The organism is Embleya scabrispora DSM 41855, assembly GCF_000372745.1.
Lineage (GTDB): Bacteria > Actinomycetota > Actinomycetes > Streptomycetales > Streptomycetaceae > Embleya > Embleya scabrispora.
In genome coordinates this window covers 155,667-174,519 of sequence record NZ_KB889618.1, presented here as the reverse complement: position 1 = coordinate 174,519, position 18,853 = coordinate 155,667, and the positions used below count along the sequence as shown (strand labels likewise).

Here is an 18,853-nt window from a genome sequence, read left to right as displayed (position 1 = left end):
GCTCCCGTTGTGAACACATGGCAGCCGGCAACAGTCCCGCCACCATCCTCACATCGCCTCTGAACGGGGCGGACGCCCCCTGGTACCGCCGGGCTGTGCGTCCGAAGGCGCCAGGGCGTCGGTGGGCGGGGGCGTGAGGCGGGACGTCGCGGTGGTCGGGGTGGGATCCGGGCGGGTCTACTCCGAGACCTCGATGTACCGGCCGTCCTCGCCGTTCAGGACGCATCGCTCGTGGTGTTCCACGGGGTCGGACCAGATCTCGCGTTCCTGAGGATCGGACAGGTCGACTGCGACGCCCGCGGGTTCCAGGTGCTCGCTCAGCCGCTGTCGCATGGTGTCCCCGATGTAGTGGTGGCGCAGGGACAGGGACCGCAGGTGGGTGAGGGGTTGTCCGTCGAGCAGGGCTTGGGCGCCGGTGTCGTCGAGAGTTCCCATCGACAGGTCGAGGGAGGTCAGTCGGGCGAGTACGGGTGCGCCGGCGACGGCGGCGGCGATGTGGTTCTGGGTCGGGCTGTTCATCAGGCCCAGGTGCCGCAGCCGGGGCAGGTGCGGTCCGGCGAGGAGGTCGGTGAGGTCGTCGAGGGTCGTGTCGCCGCCGTAGAAGGGGTCGCCGAGCCACAGGTCCAGGTGTTCCAGCGCGGGGAGGTCGCACGCGGCGACCGTCACCGGGAGGTGGGCGGGCATGCCGCCGGTTTGCAGTTCCAGGCGGCGAAGGCGGGCGTGCCGTGTGGGCCGCAGGACCGGTGCGGTCCGGTCGTTCGTGTTCGATTGGCCGAATCGATAGGCGAGTTCTTCGAGTTCGGGGAAGGCGTCCAGGATCGGTGTCACGTCGCCGCGCGGGATCCAGGAGATCTCGTGCTCCTCGCTGACGATGTCCCCGACGAACAGGCTCCGCAGAGCGGGGAATCGGTCGGCGTGCGCGCACAAGGTGTCCACCGGCAGGTTGACGGTCTCCTCGGACAGGATGCCCGTTCCCCAGTATCCGAGGACCAGCGATCGGATCCGGGTGGTGTCGAAGGCGTGCACGAATCCCTCGAAGACCTCCGGGAACGACATCTCCTTCCCGTATCCGGTCGACAGGTGCCAGGCCACATCCCCCGCGTCCGGCGCGGCGGCGGCGACTTCGGACCAGGTCGTCGGCGGTGCCGAGGAGGGAAACATGGCCCAGATGTTGCGCTCGCGGTCACTCGCCCGCGCCGGGTCGCGCGGTGGTTCCAACCGGTGCACCGGCAGGCCGCCCCAGGTATCCCGATTCCGATGAAGGCTCATGACCGACTCCCCCTTTCCGCACACCGCTGCGAACCGCGCACACTAACCGGCCGCCCCGACACGGGACCCGACGCACGGACCCGACGCGATGCGGCGTTCGGATCCGATGTCGAACACGGCGGAGCGGAACCTCCTTCTCTGCGGGGAACGCCCTGCCCGTCCGACCGACAGCAGGCCCGTGATGCCCGATCCCGGCTCGGCTCGCGGGCATTGATGCGCGATGCGGGCCGGGCGACCGGCCCAGGTAGGGAGCCTAGGGGCGGTTGCCACCGATCTCGGGCTCACCCACGACGGCACCATCTGGTGCCTGTCTGCCACCGCTTGAAGGAGGCATCGCACCCGAAACACGACCGGTTCCGCCGCCGACTCGGTGGAACCGGACCCAAGATCTTCATCGGCCTTCCGGCGGGACGCGGGCCGGCTGCGCCGTCGGGGGTCGAGGCCCCCGGACGGGGCGGATATTGTCGGCGGCATGAGTGCTTCGGCGATGTCACGGGTCGAGATCGACGGCCGGTCCACCACGGTGGAACGGCTGCACGCCGTCGCCGTGGGCGGCTACGGGCATTTCACCGCGATGCAGGTGCGCGGCCGCCGGGTGCGCGGCCTCGCCGACCACCTTCATCGGCTCGACGCGGCCAACCGGGAGTTGTTCGGCAGCCCCCTGGACGGGAACCTGATCCGGCGGTACATCCGGCACGCGCTGGCCGACGACGTCATTGACGCGTCGGTACGCGTCCATGTGTTCGCCGCGGACGAGGTCGGGGCGGTCGCGGTCCTGGTCACCGTGCGGCCGCCCGGCGACATGCCGCCCGCACCACAGGCGTTGCGGTCCGTCCCGTACCTGCGTTCCGTCGCGCACATCAAGCGCGTCGGGGACTTCGGACAGGCGCATTACCGCCGACGGGTCGCCCGCGAGGGCTTCGACGAGGCGCTTCTGACCGGCCCGGACGGACTCATCGCCGAGGGCGCGATCACCAACGTCGGGTTCTTCGACGGCACTTCGCTGCTCTGGCCGGACGCGCCCGTCCTGGAAGGCATCACCATGCGCCTGCTCGAACGGGCGCTCGCCGCAGGGCCGTTGCCCTCCCGACGCGGCCCGGTCCACCTGTCCGATGTGGGCTCGTTCCGGGCCATGTTCGTGACGAACTCGCGCGGGATCGCGCCGGTCCGGTTGATCGACGACGTGCCGATTCCGATCGACACCGCGTTGACGGCGACGCTCGGCCGACTGTACGAGTCGATCGCCTGGGACCCGATCTGACATGCATCGTGTGCCGCGGCCGTCGTCGGGGAGGACCGCATCGGCCGTGACCCCGAAGCCGAGCCGTTCGTGGCCGGATGGGACGAGTGTTGCGCGCGCACCGCGAACTCCCGCTGCGGGTGTGTGTCGGGATCACTCACCGAGGTGGCTCCGCACGCCCACGCCGCCCCGCATCCGCGTCACGAGGTGGAGCAGAGCGCGGACAACCTCGGTGTCGAGCGCGTCGACCTCTGGTTGTTGCCGTTCGTTCGACTTCGGTCCGGACGACCGCTGTCTCATGAGGGCGATCGACCAATTGCGTACTCTGCGCGCGGTAGGTGCGATCGGCGCGATCGGACTGCGCGAACCGCACCCGGAGGGACGCAACGGCTTCGCCCCGCCCCGAGTTGCGTGTGCCCCATGATCCGACTGTCCGCGCTGGTCGAGTGCGGAACCCGGCGCTGTGATCTGCCGGCCTCGACCGACGTCCCGCGTTGCCGGTGCACTTGATGTGTCGATGGGTTCGAGTTCCGGTTCGGGCATCACGGGCCGGTTCGGGATCGCATCGGTGATCGGCATATGCCGGGCGCGGTAGTCGGCGTTCGGGTCGGCGGTACGTGCCCAGGCGGGCACGCCTCGGTAAGAGGTGGTCGACGACAATCGACGTCAGGTCGACGTCTTCCTCTCGAAATCGCTGACGGGTTCCCGGTATGTCACGACCGGGAAGTCGAGGATGACGAAGCCCGGGCCCGACGGCACGTCGTGGCCCCGGCGCGCACGTGGACGGCCATGTGGAACCGCTCCCCCGCGCCTGTGGATCATCGGGACGGTACCCTCGGTCGTTCGCTATCCGGCCGACAGACGGTAGCTCACGAGTCCGAACTGCACGTGATCCCCCGGCCGCACGGACACCGGGCCCATGATGCGCAGCCCGTTGACGTGCGTACCGTTCATCGAACCCAGGTCCTCCAGGACCCAACCCTCGTCCCGAACACACAATCGCGCGTGCCTGCGCGAGACGGAATCGTGCGCCAGGCGCAGATCGGCGAGGTGGCTGCGTCCGATGTGCATGGCGGCCGAGCCCGGGTCCGGCAGTCGCAGTCCGGGCGCACGCGTCTCCACCGTGCGGGAGACGCGCGGCGCCCCGGACACGAAGGCGTTCAGCCGCGTCGCCGCGCGGCGCAGCAGTCTCGGCAACCACGGGTCTTGCGCGGGCAAATCCGCGATCACCTCAGCGACTTCGACGCGGTTGCGGGCCTTGAGCACGATCAGCATGCGGTGCATGAACGTGTCGTGTGACAGCCGCCCCGATCCGGCGCCGTTGCGCAGCACGCCCAACGCGCGTTCTCGCTCGGCCTCCGACAATCGGATCAGCTGGAACTCACGCGACGACATGAGGCGATTTTCGGCGGCACTCGACGACCGTGTCCATACCCGCGTGTTGCAACCCTGTCGCAAACCTCGGGCCGGTGGTGGCGGCCGACCTCGGTCAGTCGACGCGGTCGGGGCGAGGGCTGGTGACACTTCGAGGTCGGCAGTGGCACCGAGGCGTTCCGGAGTGCCACGCTCGGTCGGTTTCGACGTCCACGCGCACCCACGCTCCCCGGTCCTGCGGACCGGCGCGGCGATGGTTCGCCCTGTATGGGGGCGGCCCCGCCGACGAACTCGAGGCCACGGTCGTCGCGTTGCGGCGGATCGCCCCGTCGCCCTGGATCGATCCGTCGTGCGGGCTGGGAACGCAGCACTCGGGACTGCCCCCGACGCCGTGCCCCAGGGCACGTGGCGCGGCCACGCCCCGGGGGCCTGGGCGTCGCGGGCGCCGAGGGGTCAGCCTTCGACCGTACTCCGCGCCCTGTGGGCGAGGTTGGCGTCACCGCGCGGGTCATCGAGGGCGAGGGTGAATCGGACCTGGCGTCGATGGACGTTGATGTCGGCGACCGTGACGACCACGGCGTCTCCCTCTCGCCAGACACGCTCGGGGGCATCGGGCGTCACCCGCCGGACCTCGCTCTGCGGCAGCAGTCCCTCGATGCCGCCCTCGACACGCACGAAGGTGCCGAACGGGACTGTCCTGGTGACGACTCCGGCGAGGTCGTTGCCCAACCGTGTGCGGGCGAAGGGAATGAGGGGATCGAGTTCCACGTCCCGCAACGACAACGAGACCCGTTCGCGGTCCATGTCGACGTCCAACACCACGACGACGACCTCCTGCCCCACCCGGACCACGTCGGACATGCGCTCGACGCGATTCCAGGAAAGGTTGGCGGCGCTGACCATTGCGTCGAAGCCGCCCAGGTCCACGAAGACCCCGAAGTCGGTGATCGAGGAGACCACGCCCTTGCGGACCTGACCCGGTTGCAAGTGTTCGAGAAACGCTCGACGCGCTCCCGGTTCCGACCCATCGGCCATACGATCGCTCTCCCGTTCCCGGCTGCGGAAGCGCCTGCCACCACCGACGTACAAAGCTACATGCGGCGACGGAATTGGATGGCTACGGTCACGCGCTCGCCGGTCCGTGCCGGGGTGGAAGGCGTGGACGCGGCTGTCGTAGCGCGCCAGGCGCGGAGCCGCGCCGTCCGCAGCAGGACCGGTGCGCCGTTGTTCGGCGAGGCCCGGATGGTGTGGCTGCTGTCCGTTGACGTCCGTGGTGCGGTGCCGAGGTGGGCCGACACCACCGCGCGCGAAATCACCAACCTCGACCACGACGTCGGGATCCTCGCGTCGGCGGAGCCGAGCTCTCGCGCAGCCTGCGTACGCCTCCCGACGCTCATCGGGAGCAGAACCAGGCGATTCATCCAAAGGGGTTACATCCGGCTCTTCGACCCGCTCAGTGGTGCACGGCGTGGCAAGTTATGAGAATTCCGACTTCAAGGAGATGGGTCGACATGAAGCGTCCTGTTGCACTGTTCATCGCCGTCGGGTGTCTCGCCGGAGGACAGTTGTTTCTGATGTCCCCCGCTCAGGCAGCGCCTTCCGCGATCTGCTCCGGCGACCATGTCATCACCACGTCGGGCGGGCGTCTTTCCTACACCGAGTGCACCGAGGGAAACTCCTCCCGGGTCTACGGCCACGTCAAGGACACCGACGCCGACGGGCAGTGCGCCTATGCGAAGGTGCAGATCGAGAACTGGGTCAAGAGTTGGAAAGCGTGCGGAGAGGGCGCCGTGACCAACTTCGACACCGGCTACCACTCCGGCCGCAACGCCAAGGTCTGGCTGTCCGAATCGTGAAACGCGCCGAGTGGCCGAGCGAAACTCGCTCGTACCGACAGGCGCGGTCTTCGCCGCTCACCCATTGCGGACCCATGCCGTGAAGGCATCGGCGAGTCCCGGCGGGTTGGCAGCCTCGGTTCGACGGGCGATTCCCTCGTAGTACTCCAACTCGTGGACGATCGCCGGTACTCGCCTTCCAACCGCGCTCTCGATGACACCACTGACATGGAGGTGCAGAGCAAGGCGGACGCATGCCTGGTTGAAGTTGGCTTCGATCTGTGCGGCGATCGGCCCGACGGTTGTCATCCGGTATTCGGGGTCGGTGGAGGACGACGGGTGAAGTTCCGAAGGTGATCGAGGCGGTCTCCCCGGGGATGTCGACGTCATTGACGGTGAGTTGGCGGATGGTGGCGATCTTCCGGGCGTAGAGAATCTGTCGGCGCCGGCTGGAGCGACCGCGAACGCGCCACCCTGGTCGAGCCGTTGCGCGTCACCGCCACCGACGACTGCCCGTTCCACCCGCGCCCCTCCCTCTGCGGGGCCCACTGGGCGCTGCCGCGCCTGGTCGGCGAGGTCGCGTATGCCGCCAGCGCCCGCGTCGGACTGATCCGGCACTCCTCGTGGCATCGACTGCGCCAACGACCTCGCCCCCGACGACGCCTATGACGGGTCGACATCTGTTACCGCGTGCGGTTCGACGTGCTGCCATCATCCAGAGATGGCCCACGACATAGTGTTCTTCCTCGCTCCCGACGACGGGGCGGCCGCTGCGACGTGCCGGCAGGAACCTGGTCAGACCTTCGAGTCTGTGACCCGCCGCTTCGTTGAGCCGGACACTGCCATCGCCGAGTGGGACCGGTGACGTCCGGGTCGACCAGTCACACGTCCTCACCCGGCCGATCCGAAGAGAGCGGTTCCCTGCGGATCGAACCGCACTCGCGCGGATGGTGGACAGGGACCGCTGCGCGTGGCCGGAGCGGGCGCCCTCGGCCGCCTCCAGGGATGGGCGTTCGGCGTCTCCGGCATCGAGGTGGCCGGCGGTGTAGGCGTACTGGTTTACGACGTGTACGCCGACACGCGGCACACGGGCGGGTCGGTGCGGGTGGATCGGTACGCCCTGCGGTGGGGGCGGGTGTGCGGGCGGCGGTGGGTTGGGGTGGCGTGGCGGGCGGTGCGGGCCGGTGGCGTTGGTCACTTGGCAGGGTGTGGCGCTCGGTGCCGGCGGTGCCGGCGGTTCAGGTGGGGTTGATGGTTTGAGGATGACGCAGGTGAGGGCGTTGGTAACGGTTGTCGCACGGGAGTTCACAGACGGTTGCCTGTTGCGCAAAATCGCAGAATCTGAGCAAAGTCGACATTCTGCCCAGATCATGTCGCGTTGACACGCGTGACCTGTTGCCGATTCCTCCGGAGTTCGTGTGCCGAAGCCCGTCCTGACGTCTCAGTCGTCCGCCACCCGTCGCGTACGGATCCCCGCGCTCCCCGGCCGGGATGCCGTCCGCCGGCTCCCGGCCCTGGCGGTAGTCGGCGTGCTCGCGCTGGGCATCGCCGCGTGTGGCCCCGGAGACGACGCGGGACCCGCCCGAAGCGACAAGGCGGCGTCGGTACCCGTGGATCCGCCCACGACAACCGCCCCGAACCCGGCACCGGACGGCCCCGGGGCGCGGGGCGCGGCCCCCACCGGCCCGGCCGAGACGACCGTCCCCGGCCCGTCGGGACCGCAGCCGTCGGCGCCGACACCCTCGAAACCGCACCCCTCTGCACCGCCGACGGGTTCCGCGTCGAAGACCCCCGGCGCGCCCTCGTCGGCCGCGACGCCCCACCGCCCCAGCCACACCGCACCGGCCGGCCCGCCCGCGCCCGCGGCGAACCGGGCCGCGGCCATACCCCCGCCGCTCGTGTCGACAAGCATCGTACGAAGCACCACGAACCCCGGTGACCGCACGGTCGCGCTCACCTTCGACGACGGCCCCGATCCGCGGTGGACTCCGCAGGTGCTCGCGCTGCTCGACGAGTACAACGTCAAGGCCACCTTCTGCATGGTCGGCCCCAACGCCTCGCGCCACCCCGACCTGGTGCGCCGCGTGGTCAATGCCGGCCATCGACTGTGCGACCACTCGGTCACGCACGACGAGGGGATCGACAAGCGGTCGACCCCGCGAGTCGAGCACGAGATCGTCTCCGCGCGCGACGAGATCGCCCTGGCCGCCCCCGGCCACGACATCGACTGGTTCCGCGCGCCCGGCGGCGCGTGGTCGCCGACCGTGCGCCAGGTGTCGGCCGCGTACGGCTTGAAGCCCCTCGGCTGGTCGGTCGACACCCGCGACTGGGAGAAGCCCGGCGTCGACACGATCCTCGACAACGTGCGCCGTGAGCTGCGCCCCGGCGGCGTGGTCCTCATGCACGACGCGGGCGGCGACCGCACCCAGAGCGTCGACGCGCTCGCGCGGCTTTTGCCGTGGCTGAAGGACCAGGGCTACCGATTCGCGTTCCCGGGCTGAGGCGACCACCCCGGCCCGACCCCGCACGTCGGTGGACCACTCGACGGGCAACGCATGGCGCCCACCGTGCTCGGCGAGCCCGGGCGGGGTCCTGGACTCGACGATCTCCCGATCCGCCGGTCACGGGCTTGACCTTGACACAGTGACAAGGTGTCCACTGGGCGCAGGAGGTGGTCCCGATCAACACGACAAACGGAGCCCCGCGGGACACGCGTGTGGTCAACGCGCTGGGCGCCGAGGACTCGTCGGTCCGGCTTCAGGCGGCCTTGGCGGTCGGCTCGAACCCCGACCCCGGCCTTTTGGAGACGCTTGTCGAGCGGTGCGCTGTAGAACCGGATTTCTTCGTGCGAGACATGCTGTCCTGGGCGTTGACCCGCCTCTCGCCGGAGATCACCCTGCCCCGGATCCGCCGGGAGCTCGACTCCGAGCGCACTCAGGCCCGCTGTCAGGCGTTGCACACGCTTTCCAAAATCGGCGATGGGAGCGCGTGGGCCTGGATCACGCGCGACATGCTGAGTGACGCCGACGACGAGATCGCGCGGACCGCGTGGCGCGTCGCGGTCACCCTCGTGCCCGAGGACGAGAAGAAGGACTTGGCCGACGAACTGGTCGGGCAGCTGGGCCGCGGCGACCGAAATGTGCAGCTGAGCTTGAGCCGGGCCCTCGTCGACCTCGGCGACGTGATCGAGCCCGCCCTGGAGAAGGCCGCGACGAACCCCGACTCGGCGGTGGCCGCGCACGCCCGTGCCACGGAGCTGCTCCTACAGGACCCGCGGACCGGTTTCGACGCGGCCGTCTACGAGGCAAGGCGAGTCGCCGCACTCGGTTCGGAACGAGCCGCTGCCGCTGCCGCTGCCGCAGCCGCAGCGTCGAGAGGCGCCGGGACCACGGAGACCGCGGTGAGCACCGAGTCCACAGAGGCTGCCAAGTCTGCGGAGACTGCGGAATGTTGATCGGCGATGTGGCCCGCCACTCGGGGGTGAGCACCCGGATGCTCCGGCACTACGACGCCCTCGGGCTGGTACGACCGACCGGGCGCACCGTCGGCGGCTACCGCGAGTACTCCGCCGAGGATGTCCGCAGAATCTTCCACGTGGAGAGCCTGCGGTTTCTCGGGCTCCCCCTCAAGCAGATCGGGCGCGCGCTGGAGGACCCGGCCTTCACGCCGTCCGCCCTGGTCGGTGACCTCATCCGGTGTACGCAAGAGCGCTTGGAGCGGGAACGGGAGGTGCTCGAGCGGCTTCGCGCGATCGAAGCGTCGGAGCCCACCGGCTGGCAGGGCGTCCTGCGCATCGTCGAACTCATGCAGGGACTCGACTCGACCAGTGCCGCGCGCAGGCAGCAGGCCGTCCTGGCCCAGCCGGAGGGCGTGTCGGTTCCCGCCGAGCTGCTGGCCGAAGCACTCCTGGCCGAATCCGACCCCAACGTCGCGGGCGCCCTGTGCTGGGCGCTCGCCAGATCGGGCGGCGACGGCATGGTGACGTTGGCCGCCGGCGCGCGCTCGAAAGACGTCGACGTCCGGCGGCGCGCGGTGTCGGCGATCGCCGGGATGTCCGAGGCCCCGGGTGCGACCGCGGTTCTTGCGGACGCGCTCGGGGACCCGGACCCGACGGTGCGCAGGCACGCCGCTCTCGCGTTGGGCAGGCGTGGCAAGACCGCGGCCGTGCCGACACTCGTCGGCATGGTGGTCGAGGGCTTGAACGACGTCGACGCGGCGGAGGTCCTGGTGACGCTGTCCCGGGACCCCGGATGCGCGGACCGGATCATGACCGCACTGGTCGACGAACTGACCGCGCACACCGCCGACTCCGCGGTGCGGATTCGCCTGACGCAGGCGCTGGCCGAGCTGCGGGGAACCGCCGCGCAGGAGGTCCTGCGCCAACTGGCCCACGACGACGACCGCGCTGTCGCCATCGTCGCCTCGGCCTTCATCGGAGTTCTCGAAGAGCGATCCCCCACAAGCCGCGGCGATGGGAAATCCTGAAAGCTGCCGGTGTACCCGTCGGGGCGCGGCCGTTGCCGGTCCTGCCCGGCCCGGCGAATCCGGTGCCGTTCGCGTTCCGGTTCCTCGTCCCGGTCATCGGCCGGCACGAGCTCGATCTCGCCCGGTCGGCTTCGCGGTTTCGTGACGGTGTACCACCGCCGACGAGGTCCGCGCCGTTCCCGTGCACCGCGTCACCGGCGTGGCAGAGCCAACGGAAGATCCTGCCTGCCCGAGGGCGGCGCTCAGCTTCCTTCGACTTCCCGGCGCACGGTGGCGGCGATGCGGGTGAGGGCGACCCCGAGGTGGCGGCGCTGAGCGGCGCTGAGCGGATCGAACACGAGCCGCTTCACCTGCGCGACGTGTTCCGGTGCGCTCTGCACGAGCTTGTGCCGGCCGGCGTCGGTCAGGGTGGCGAGGGTGTATCGGCCGTCGCCGGGGTCGGGCCGGCGGGCGACCCAGTCGCGGGCTTCGAAGCGGTCCATCGCCTTCGACAGGCGGGGTTGAGTGCTGTCGCAGACCCGGGCCAGGTCGCTGAGCCGCATCGTGGACTCGTCGGCCACGGACAGCCGGGCCAGAACCCCGTACTCGAAGTTGGAGATGCCTGCGTCTCGCTGCAGTTGGCGGTCGAGAGCCGCCGGGAGGGCGATGACGACCGTGAGCAGCGCCTGCCACAGGTCCTGCTGGTCGTCGTCGAGCCAGGGTGACTGGGTGTCCATGAGCCCCATCATACTTGCCCGGGCAACTCACGTCACTTGCCTGGGCAACCCTTGTAGAGCTACCTTTTGACTTGCCTCAGCAAGTGAAAGTACTTGCCGAGGCAAGTCAAGGAGCTGATTTCGATGACCACCACGAGCAGCCTTGCCTCCCCGAACGGCCCGACTTCCGCCCTCCCGTCGCGCACACCAGCCGCGGCGTACGACGACCTCCTTGCCCGGGTTCTGCCACAGGCGCGCGAGCAGCGGGTGTGGAACCCCTCCGACGGGCCCCTGCCCAGCCTGTTCGTCAGCCACGGCGCCCCGTTCACCCTCGACGATCCGCAGTGGCTCGGCGACCTCTTCGACTGGGCCCGGTCGATGCCCAAACCCCGAGCCATCGTCGTCGTCTCGGCCCACTGGGAACGGGCACCGGTCGCGATTTCCCGAGCCGCGGCCGGCACCCCGCTCCACTACGATTTCAGCGGCTTCCACCCCCGCTACAAGACCCTTCCCTACGCGACCCCGGACGCCACCGACCTGGCTCGGCGACTGACGGGGCTGCTGGGCCGGACGCCGGTGCACGAGTTCGCCGAACGCGGCCTCGACCACGGCGCCTTCATCCCGCTCATGGCCATGTACCCCGCGGCCGACGTCCCGGTCGTGCAACTGTCGATGCCCAGCCTCGACCCCAGCGCTCTGCTCGAACTCGGGGCACGCCTGCGGCCGCTGCGCGAAGAAGGCATCCTCGTTCTCGGCTCGGGCTTCATGACGCACAGCTTCGCCGTCTTCCACCGGCCGGAACTCGCCGCCGACACCGCGGCCTTCGACGAATGGGCCGTCGACGCCCTCGCCCGGGGCGACGCCGACGCCCTCATCGACTACCGCGACAAGGCACCCGGCGCCGCGGTCGCCCATCCCACGGCCGACCACTTCGTACCGCTGCTGCTCACCGTCGGCGCCGCCGAAGACCCCGGCAGCGCCGTGAGCGCCATCGACCGCATGGTGATGGGCAACTCCACCCGGTCGGTACAGCTGACCTGAGCACCTCGACGTGCTCCACCTTCCCGCCCGATCGCCTCGTCCGTTGGCGACGACATCGATACACCCTGGAGGAAAGTGCCATGAAGGCAATACGTTTCCACGAGTTCGGCGGCAGCGACGTCCTGCGCTACGAGGACGTCGACCGTCCGGTCCCCGGCCCCGGGCAGGTGCTGGTGCGGGTGGCGGCCACATCGTTCAACCCGGTCGACGACCACATCCGCGCCGGTGTCCTGGCCGAGATGATCCCGATCACGCTCCCGTACGTGCCGGGAATCGACCTGGCGGGCACCGTCGCCGAACTCGGCCCGGACGTCACGGGCCCGGAGGTGGGCGACCGGGTCGTGGCGATGCTGCCCCTCGACACCGCCGGCGCCGCCGCCGAGTACGTGCTCGCCGCGGCCGAGTCCCTGGCCCCGGCGCCCCGGACGACCGACCTGATCGACGCCGCCGCGCTGCCGCTGACCGGCCTGGCGGCCTGGCAGACGGCGTTCGAACTCGCCGAGCTGAAGCCCGGTCGGACCGTCCTGGTCAACGGGGCGGGGGGCGCGGTGGGCAGCCTCGTGGTGCAACTCGCCGTCGACGCCGGGGCGCACGTAACCGCGGTGGACGCGCCGCAGCACGCCGACCGCCTCCGGGGCTACGGTGCCGACCGGGTCGTCGATCCCCTCGACCTCGCCGCGGGTCCGGCCGCTGTGGGCGGTCCGTTCCAGGTCGTGGTGAACCATGTGCGCGTCTCCCCGGAGGAGCTCGCGCGGCTGACCCACTACGTCGCCGACGGCGGGATCGCCGCCAGTACGGCGGGCCCGATTCCCGAGGACCCCGCGCGGGGAGTGCGCAGTGCGAGCCTGTGGGTCCGCAGCGACGGAGCCCAGCTGACCGAGCTGGTCGCCAAGGTGGATGCCGGCAAGCTCCGGGTCCACGTCGCCGCCCGCCGCCCGGTGGCCGAGCTGGCCGCCGTACACGAGGACGCCGGCGCCGGGCGGCTGCCCGGCAAGACGGTCGTGCTCGCTCCCTGAGCACACCCTGATCACACCCGACCGGGCCGCCCGCCGTTCGCCCTCTCGCCGGCGGGCGGCCCGGGAGCTCGACGGCGGGCGCTGGGCCACCCGTCGGCACCGGCGAGGCCGTGCGGCAGCCCCTGCGCGCGGCCCGGCCGGGCGGCTTCGTCGTCGTCCTCCACAACGTCGCGGTCGACGGACGGAGGCCGGGCGTGTGCGCCGACCCAGTGACCGTGCCGGTGGGCGGGTTCGAGCGCCGGTCGACCCGTGACTCGTCCGTGCGCGCGAACCCCTTTTTCGCCTCTGTGCCGGTTCCATACGTCGTCGACGTGGGTGACCCCGTCGCGATGTCGTAGCCCGAGGGAGGGCGGTGTGACCGAGACCGGTCGGCAGCTGCGGCGGGCCTGGATCGCGCGGCTGAGCCCGCGGGGTGAGGTCGACGTCGACCGAGCGGCATGCCCGCGCGCGATCGTCGAGGACGCCGTCGCGCGCGTCGGCGCGGACCCCGTGCGCTGGGCGATCGAACTGAGTTCCGCGGTCGTGCGGCGGATCGTCGACGAGGTGCCGGCCCTCGGCGGCAGCCCGGCCGCGGTCGAGATGCTCCGCCGTGGCAACGAAGCGACCACCCTGCGGGCGCTGTTCACTCTGCTGGAAGGCCCGGGTATCGCCCCGTCCATCGCCGAGGCGACCCTGGAGGGCATCCGCGAGTTCGTCCACCGGGCCGTACCGCTCGAACGGATGTTGCAGGGTGTCCGGACCGGGCACGCGGCAACGACCGAGGCGTTCCTGCGGGCCTGTGCCGAACTGGTCGACCCGGAGACGGCGGTCGATGAGGTCACGGCGATCTCCCGCGAGCTGTTCTCCTACGTCGACGATCTCTCCGACACCATGATCCGCGCCTACCTCGTGGAGCACGAGGCGTGGAGCACCAGCGCCGCCGCGGCACGGGCCGACATCGTGCGTTCCCTGCTGAGCGATGCCGCGACGAGGGACGTCGGCGAGGCGTCGCGTGCCCTCGGCTACGACCTGCGGCGGACCCACGAGGCGGTGGTGGTGTGGTCGGACTCGCCGAACGGCAACTCCACGCTACAGGCGGCGGCGATCGAGGTGCTCCGAGCCCGGGGCGCCACCGCGACGCTGGTCGTACCCGTGGCCTCGGGGCGGTTGTGGGCGTGGGGCACCGTGCCTCCGGGCGGCACACTCCGAACCGGTTCGTGGGAGACCATCGCGGACGCACTGTCGCGGCAGCACGCGCAGGCGGCGTTCGGGACCCCGGTCGACGGCGTCGCGGGCTTTCGCCGCTCTCACCGCGAGGCCGAGCGCGCGGAGAGCTTCGAGCGACTGCGGCGCGAGGCCGGGCGGGTTCCCAGGTATGCGACCGCCTACGCCGACGTCGCCGCCCTCGCGCTGTTGGCCACCGATCTCGACGCGGCCGGTGACTTCGTACAACGTGAACTCGGTGGGCTTTCCGCCCGGAGCGCACCGATGGAGGCACTGCGGACCACGCTGTACCACTACATCGGCGCCGAGCGCAGCCTCGTGGATGTCGCCCGACGCCTGCACGTGGCCAGGGGAACCGTGACCTACCGCGTCAAGCGCGCCCAAGAGGTGCTGGGACACGACCTGGACGACCGCCGCTTCGCCCTCCACACCGCCCTGGCACTCGCCGAGGAACTGGGGGACGCGGTGCTCCTGCCCCACGACGTCGAACGGTGAGCCCGATGCGCCGGTCGCGGCCCGGACCGACGCGGCGGGACCAACGGGCGCCCGGAGCCCTCGGCCGGCGGACCAATGGGAACCCAGGATCCTCGGCCGGCAGACCAAGCGGCGGCCCCGGGAGTCGCAGTTCACTTGGTGACGTCGGACGCGGCGGTCCACGAGGCCACCCATCCCGACCACACACGAACTCGAACACACCGGGAGGCGCATGATGATCGACCGAGAGACCTTCGTCGAGCTGATGAGCGGGGTGTGCTCCCCGGTCACCGTGGTGACGGCGACGACCGCCGACGGGCGACCGCACGGCAGCACCGTGTCGAGTTTCGCCTCGCTTTCGCTCGACCCTCCGCTGGTGACCTTCGCCCTGGACCGCGCCTCGGGGCTGCTGGCCCACCTCCGGCCGGGTGACCGGGTGGGGGTGAACATCCTCGCCGCCCACCAGCAGGAGTTGGCGTCCACCTTCGCCCGCCGACACCGGGGCCCGGGCCAGAAGTTCGACGGCGTGACCTGGACCGTCCGCGCCGGACTGCCCTACCTGCCCGAGTCCGCCGGCTGGACCGCCGGACGCGTCGAACGCCACGTGGACGGCGGTGACCACGTCCTGCTCGTCGTGCACGTCCAAGAGGCCGAGTCGACCTCCACAGCCCCGCTGATCTACGCCCGCCGGGTCTTCGGCACGCACTCCCTTCTCGCTGTCGCGAGCTGATCCGTACCCCGCATGACCCCCGACACCGGAGTGACGACGATGAGCATCATCATGGACGCCCCCCGCACCACCGACGTCGCGCGTACGCTGCGCGCCGACCTCGTTGCGCGCGCCGCCGAACTGCGACCGCTGCTGGCCGGCAACGCCGATCGGACCGACCGCGAGCGCGGGGTGCCCGCGGAGAACATCGGCGCCCTGGCCCAAGCCGGTCTGCTGTCGTTGATGCGGCCCGCCCGCTACGGCGGTCTACAGACCGACTACCGCACCCTGTTGGAGATCGGCCGCGAGGTCGGGCGTGCCTGCGGCTCGACCGCCTGGGTGACCGCACTGCTCAACGCCAATGCGTGGTTCGTCGGCCTCTTCCCCGCCCAAGCCCAGGACGACGTCTGGGCCGACACCCCCGACGCCAGAGTCGCCGGCGTCGTCACCCCCTCGGGTACCGCGCGCCTTGTCGAAGGCGGGTACCGGGTGAGCGGGCGCTGGGCCCCCGCCTCCGGGTGCGCCCACGCCGACTGGGCGGTCCTCGGGGTCACCCGGCCGGACGCCGAGGGCACGTCGAACGCCGAAGGCATCGTGCTCGCACCGATGTCGGAACTGACCATCGAGGACACCTGGTTCGTGGCGGGCATGCGCGGGACCGCGTCGAACACGCTCGTCGGCGAGGACCTGTTCGTGCCCGCGCACCGCTTCCACTCCGTCCCCGACGCCGTCGAGGGCCGCTACGCCACACCCTTCACCGACGAAGCGCTCTACCGGGCGCCGTTCGTGCCCGCCGCCGCGCTCGTGTTGACCGGGCCCCAGCTCGGGCTGGCCGCGGCCGCTGTCGATCTCCTTGCGGAGAACGCCCCGCGGCGAGCGTTGACCATGACGGGCTACGCCTCCCAGGCCGACGCACCCACCATCCAACTCGCCGCCGCGAACGCGGCGTCGCTCGCCGACTCCGCCCGGCTGCACGCCTATCGCGCGGCCGCCGACATCGACGAGGCCGCGCGGGCCGGGGTGTTCCCCGATTACGACGCCCGGGCACGGATGCGGATGGACGCGGGGATGGCGGCGGTCCACGCGCGTGAGGCGGTCCGCATCGTGTGCTCGGCCCAGGGGGCTTCGAGCTTCGGCGAAGCCAACCCGCTGCAGCGCGTCTGGCGCGACATCGAGACCGGGAGCCGGCACGCCGTCCTCAACCCCGAGGTGGCCGCCGAGATCTACGGGAAGTCGCTGTTCGGCATCCGGGGCACGGTGTCCGTGCTGGTGTAGGACGATCCTCGCCGACGGCCGACGGCGGCCGGTCCACGGCGCCGATGCGCCGGCTCGGTCGATCGGTGCGCTCGGAAACTCGCGATTGTTGCCCCGGCCCGCCCGGCCGGACGCCCATGTCGTCCACGCGGCAGTACAGGAGAGGTTTGATGACCATCGCTGCAATCGTAGGAACCTCCGTCGTCGACGAGATTTCGGAGCGTGATCCGGACCTGGTCTCTGCCGGTGGCAGCCGGACGTGGTCGGTGTGCGGCCGGAACTTCGTGGTCGCGATCACCGAGCTCGAAGCGGGTGACCGCCTCACCGAGCACGACCTGCCCGACGAGTACGTGCTGCTCGTCCAGGACGACGCAGTGGTGGGCGTGGAGCACGACGACCGGGCACCTGTGTCCCTGTCCGAGCCTGCACTCGTCGTCGTACCGGCCGGCACCAGCGCTGTGCACGCGGCGGCGTCGACCACGGTGGTGCGGGTGTTCACCGCTCGTTGCGACGAGCAGATGAGGCGGGCCGTCAACCACGCTGCCGGGGTCGACCCGCGGACCGCACCGCTACCGGAGCCCATCGAGACCGCCGGTGGCAACGAGATCCGGATACATCGCGTGCGCGACATACCCGACGAGGAGGGACGCCTCGGCCGGATCTTCCGGACGACGTCGCTGATGGTGAACTGGTTTCCGGTACACGAGGGGCCACGCGACACCGAACGGCTCTCGCCGCATTCCCACGGGGACTTCGAGCAGATGTCGGTGACCCTCGTCGGGGACCACGCCCATCACCTCCGGGTCCCGTGGACCCCCCGGATGAGTGAGTGGCGCGACGATGAGCACGTCCGGGTCGGTAGTCCCTCGATGACCCTGATCCCCCCGACCGTCGTGCACACCACTCGCGCCGTGGGCGCAGGCCCGCACACGCTCATCGACGTCTTCGCCCCGCCGCGCGAGGATTTCCTCGCACGGGGTTGGGTGCTCAACGCCGGCGAATACCAGGGAACCCACCTGTGACGGCCGTTTCGTTCCCTCAGCTCGGTGCCTGGGTCAAGCTCCCCGCACCGGAGAGCGTCGAGTTGCTCGCACTCGCCGGGTTCGACTTCGTCGTGATCGACGCCGAGCACGGCGCGATCGACATCCGCACGATGTCGATCATGATCGGGCTGGCCCGTGGCTGCGGGCTCGCGCCCTTCGTCCGGGTCGCCGGCACCGCGCCACGCGACGTCCAGGTCCCGCTCGACGCGGGTGCGGCCGGCCTGTTCGTCCCGCAGGTCGACGACGCCGCCCGGGCGCGGGACGCCGTGCGAGCGACTCGCTTCCCTCCGCTCGGACGACGCGGGGCCGGCCCCTCCGGGCGAGCCGGCCGGTGGGGACTCGACGCTCTCGGCGACTACCTGCGGTCCGGCAACGACGAGGTCCGCCTCGTGGTCCAGGCCGAGAGTGTCGGAGCTCTCTCGGCGATCGTCGAGATCGGTGAGGTCGCCGGCGTCGACGCGGTCTTCATCGGCCCGACCGATCTCGCGGTCTCCGGGCGGTTCCGCGAGGGTGACGGCAGGTCGGCAAACCTCGTGGCAGTGGCCGAACAACGCTGTGTCGACCACCGCATCACCCTGGGGACCACGGCCTCGGGCAACGCCTCGGAGTTGCTCGCTCATCGTGGGTACGACTTCCTCGTCCTGGGTGCCGACACCACGATGCTGCGTCAGGGCGCACACGCGTTGGTGAGCGCTGTACGCACCGCCGCGACGGCTGTCGGCCCATGACCGCCGACGCGCCGGCCGGCGGCAGGCCGACCCTCGCACTCGCGCACACCGAGCTGTCGATGCTGGTGACGGCGCTGTGGTTCGAGATCGACCACGGTGACGGTTCGGCGGCCGCCGGCTTCTTCACCGCCGACGCCGAACTGACGTTCTCACGCAGGACCTTCCGCGGTGCCGACGAGATCGACGGCGTGTACAGCGACCGCGCCGCACGGGGACCGCGCGTCTCGCGTCACCTGATGTCCAACTTCCACGTCCTCCGTCACGAGAGCGACCTCGTCGAGGCCGTATCCGCCCTCGTGCTCTACGCACAGGACGGAAATCCTCCCATCGCGACGACCGTTCCGGTACTGGTCGCCGACGTGTTCGACCGCTTCGTCCGGGTCGCCGAGCCGGACGAAGCGGCGAGTCGGTGGCTCATCGCCTCCCGGCGGATCGAGAACCGCTTCCTCGTGCCGGGCGACGTCCTCGCCGTACCCACCGAGTAAGG

Annotated in this window: 19 protein-coding genes; 14 read left to right on the top strand and 5 right to left on the bottom strand. The window is 70.7% G+C overall.

The annotated features are described in order from the left end of the window. Positions 1–177: 177 nt before the first annotated feature. A complete protein-coding gene (locus tag A3IC_RS0113045) occupies positions 178–1,269 on the bottom strand; it encodes an STM4015 family protein (RefSeq protein ID WP_026218205.1) in 1,092 nt (363 codons plus the stop codon). Between the two features lie 472 nt (positions 1,270–1,741). Here A3IC_RS0113045 and A3IC_RS0113040 point away from each other — a divergent pair, with 472 nt between their 5' ends. Then, a complete protein-coding gene (locus tag A3IC_RS0113040) occupies positions 1,742–2,530 on the top strand; it encodes an aminotransferase class IV (RefSeq protein ID WP_026218204.1) in 789 nt (262 codons plus the stop codon). 825 nt (positions 2,531–3,355) lie between these two features. Here A3IC_RS0113040 and A3IC_RS0113025 read toward each other — a convergent pair. Then, complete coding sequence (locus A3IC_RS0113025; protein WP_020550499.1) at positions 3,356–3,904, bottom strand: FHA domain-containing protein; 549 nt, start codon at positions 3,902–3,904, stop codon at positions 3,356–3,358. A 432-nt stretch (positions 3,905–4,336) separates the two neighbouring features. Next, positions 4,337–5,212 carry a S1 RNA-binding domain-containing protein gene (locus A3IC_RS0113020; protein WP_158695935.1) on the bottom strand — a complete coding sequence of 292 codons (876 nt, stop codon included), beginning with the start codon at positions 5,210–5,212 and terminating at the stop codon, positions 4,337–4,339. 182 nt (positions 5,213–5,394) lie between these two features. Between A3IC_RS0113020 and A3IC_RS0113010 the strand changes: the two genes are divergently transcribed. Beyond that, on the top strand, positions 5,395–5,739 hold the full coding sequence (locus tag A3IC_RS0113010) for a hypothetical protein (RefSeq protein WP_020550496.1): 345 nt from the start codon (positions 5,395–5,397) through the stop codon (positions 5,737–5,739). A 57-nt stretch (positions 5,740–5,796) separates the two neighbouring features. On the opposite strand, the gene A3IC_RS0113005 is transcribed toward A3IC_RS0113010, so the two are convergent. After that, entirely contained in the window at positions 5,797–6,027 is a 231-nt protein-coding gene (locus tag A3IC_RS0113005) for a hypothetical protein (RefSeq protein ID WP_020550495.1), read from the bottom strand. A gap of 177 nt (positions 6,028–6,204) precedes the next feature. Between A3IC_RS0113005 and A3IC_RS70890 the strand changes: the two genes are divergently transcribed. From A3IC_RS70890 to A3IC_RS0112980, 4 genes are all read left to right on the top strand, one after another. Beyond that, on the top strand, positions 6,205–6,387 hold the full coding sequence (locus tag A3IC_RS70890; protein WP_245599247.1) for a hypothetical protein: 183 nt from the start codon (positions 6,205–6,207) through the stop codon (positions 6,385–6,387). 1,229 nt (positions 6,388–7,616) lie between these two features. Further along, positions 7,617–8,219, top strand: coding sequence for a polysaccharide deacetylase family protein (locus tag A3IC_RS68600; RefSeq protein ID WP_020550492.1), 603 nt, complete (start codon positions 7,617–7,619; stop codon positions 8,217–8,219). A gap of 215 nt (positions 8,220–8,434) precedes the next feature. Continuing rightward, positions 8,435–9,172 (top strand): HEAT repeat domain-containing protein, encoded by a 738-nt coding sequence (locus A3IC_RS0112985; RefSeq protein WP_020550491.1) that lies wholly within the window; start codon positions 8,435–8,437, stop codon positions 9,170–9,172. Further along, positions 9,166–10,203, top strand: coding sequence for a HEAT repeat domain-containing protein (locus A3IC_RS0112980; RefSeq protein ID WP_040876511.1), 1,038 nt, complete (start codon positions 9,166–9,168; stop codon positions 10,201–10,203). The genes A3IC_RS0112985 and A3IC_RS0112980 overlap by 7 nt, the downstream gene beginning before the upstream one ends. Positions 10,204–10,445: 242 nt before the next feature. Here A3IC_RS0112980 and A3IC_RS0112975 read toward each other — a convergent pair whose 3' ends face one another. Further along, positions 10,446–10,919, bottom strand: a complete 474-nt coding sequence (locus tag A3IC_RS0112975; protein ID WP_020550489.1) for a MarR family winged helix-turn-helix transcriptional regulator — start codon at positions 10,917–10,919, stop codon at positions 10,446–10,448. Between the two features lie 123 nt (positions 10,920–11,042). Here A3IC_RS0112975 and A3IC_RS0112970 point away from each other — a divergent pair, with 123 nt between their 5' ends. The 8 genes from A3IC_RS0112970 to A3IC_RS62215 all read left to right on the top strand — a co-directional run bounded on the left by A3IC_RS0112970 (position 11,043) and on the right by A3IC_RS62215 (position 18,851). Continuing rightward, the gene (locus A3IC_RS0112970) at positions 11,043–11,939 is read left to right on the top strand and encodes a DODA-type extradiol aromatic ring-opening family dioxygenase (protein WP_026218200.1); all 897 of its coding nucleotides are present in this window, start codon (positions 11,043–11,045) and stop codon (positions 11,937–11,939) included. An 80-nt stretch (positions 11,940–12,019) separates the two neighbouring features. Further along, positions 12,020–12,955, top strand: coding sequence for an NADP-dependent oxidoreductase (locus tag A3IC_RS0112965; protein WP_020550486.1), 936 nt, complete (start codon positions 12,020–12,022; stop codon positions 12,953–12,955). 354 nt (positions 12,956–13,309) lie between these two features. Further along, the gene (locus A3IC_RS0112955; protein ID WP_020550484.1) at positions 13,310–14,653 is read left to right on the top strand and encodes a PucR family transcriptional regulator; all 1,344 of its coding nucleotides are present in this window, start codon (positions 13,310–13,312) and stop codon (positions 14,651–14,653) included. 211 nt (positions 14,654–14,864) lie between these two features. Then, positions 14,865–15,362: a flavin reductase family protein gene (locus A3IC_RS0112950; protein WP_020550483.1), complete on the top strand. Its 498-nt coding sequence runs from the start codon at positions 14,865–14,867 to the stop codon at positions 15,360–15,362. A gap of 39 nt (positions 15,363–15,401) precedes the next feature. Continuing rightward, the gene (locus A3IC_RS0112945) at positions 15,402–16,616 is read left to right on the top strand and encodes an acyl-CoA dehydrogenase family protein (RefSeq protein ID WP_052173460.1); all 1,215 of its coding nucleotides are present in this window, start codon (positions 15,402–15,404) and stop codon (positions 16,614–16,616) included. 149 nt (positions 16,617–16,765) lie between these two features. Beyond that, positions 16,766–17,617, top strand: coding sequence for a cupin domain-containing protein (locus A3IC_RS0112940; protein WP_020550481.1), 852 nt, complete (start codon positions 16,766–16,768; stop codon positions 17,615–17,617). Beyond that, positions 17,614–18,366, top strand: a complete 753-nt coding sequence (locus A3IC_RS54110) for an HpcH/HpaI aldolase family protein (protein WP_020550480.1) — start codon at positions 17,614–17,616, stop codon at positions 18,364–18,366. Before A3IC_RS0112940 ends, A3IC_RS54110 begins: the two co-directional genes overlap by 4 nt. Then, positions 18,363–18,851 carry a nuclear transport factor 2 family protein gene (locus A3IC_RS62215; RefSeq protein WP_020550479.1) on the top strand — a complete coding sequence of 163 codons (489 nt, stop codon included), beginning with the start codon at positions 18,363–18,365 and terminating at the stop codon, positions 18,849–18,851. The genes A3IC_RS54110 and A3IC_RS62215 overlap by 4 nt, the downstream gene beginning before the upstream one ends. Positions 18,852–18,853 lie beyond the last annotated feature (2 nt).

Bases quoted from the DNA above. Each gene is read 5' to 3' on its own strand.
- A3IC_RS0113045 (WP_026218205.1), bottom strand. From the start codon at position 1,269: ATGAGCCTTCATCGGAATCGGGATACCTGGGGCGGCCTGCCGGTGCAC.
- A3IC_RS0113040 (WP_026218204.1), top strand. From the start codon at position 1,742: ATGAGTGCTTCGGCGATGTCACGGGTCGAGATCGACGGCCGGTCCACC.
- A3IC_RS0113025 (WP_020550499.1), bottom strand. From the start codon at position 3,904: ATGTCGTCGCGTGAGTTCCAGCTGATCCGATTGTCGGAGGCCGAGCGA.
- A3IC_RS0113010 (WP_020550496.1), top strand. From the start codon at position 5,395: ATGAAGCGTCCTGTTGCACTGTTCATCGCCGTCGGGTGTCTCGCCGGA.
- A3IC_RS0113005 (WP_020550495.1), bottom strand. From the start codon at position 6,027: ATGACAACCGTCGGGCCGATCGCCGCACAGATCGAAGCCAACTTCAAC.
- A3IC_RS0112980 (WP_040876511.1), top strand. From the start codon at position 9,166: ATGTTGATCGGCGATGTGGCCCGCCACTCGGGGGTGAGCACCCGGATG.
- A3IC_RS0112975 (WP_020550489.1), bottom strand. From the start codon at position 10,919: ATGGACACCCAGTCACCCTGGCTCGACGACGACCAGCAGGACCTGTGG.
- A3IC_RS0112970 (WP_026218200.1), top strand. From the start codon at position 11,043: ATGACCACCACGAGCAGCCTTGCCTCCCCGAACGGCCCGACTTCCGCC.
- A3IC_RS0112965 (WP_020550486.1), top strand. From the start codon at position 12,020: ATGAAGGCAATACGTTTCCACGAGTTCGGCGGCAGCGACGTCCTGCGC.
- A3IC_RS0112950 (WP_020550483.1), top strand. From the start codon at position 14,865: ATGATGATCGACCGAGAGACCTTCGTCGAGCTGATGAGCGGGGTGTGC.
- A3IC_RS0112945 (WP_052173460.1), top strand. From the start codon at position 15,402: ATGAGCATCATCATGGACGCCCCCCGCACCACCGACGTCGCGCGTACG.
- A3IC_RS0112940 (WP_020550481.1), top strand. From the start codon at position 16,766: ATGACCATCGCTGCAATCGTAGGAACCTCCGTCGTCGACGAGATTTCG.
- A3IC_RS62215 (WP_020550479.1), top strand. From the start codon at position 18,363: ATGACCGCCGACGCGCCGGCCGGCGGCAGGCCGACCCTCGCACTCGCG.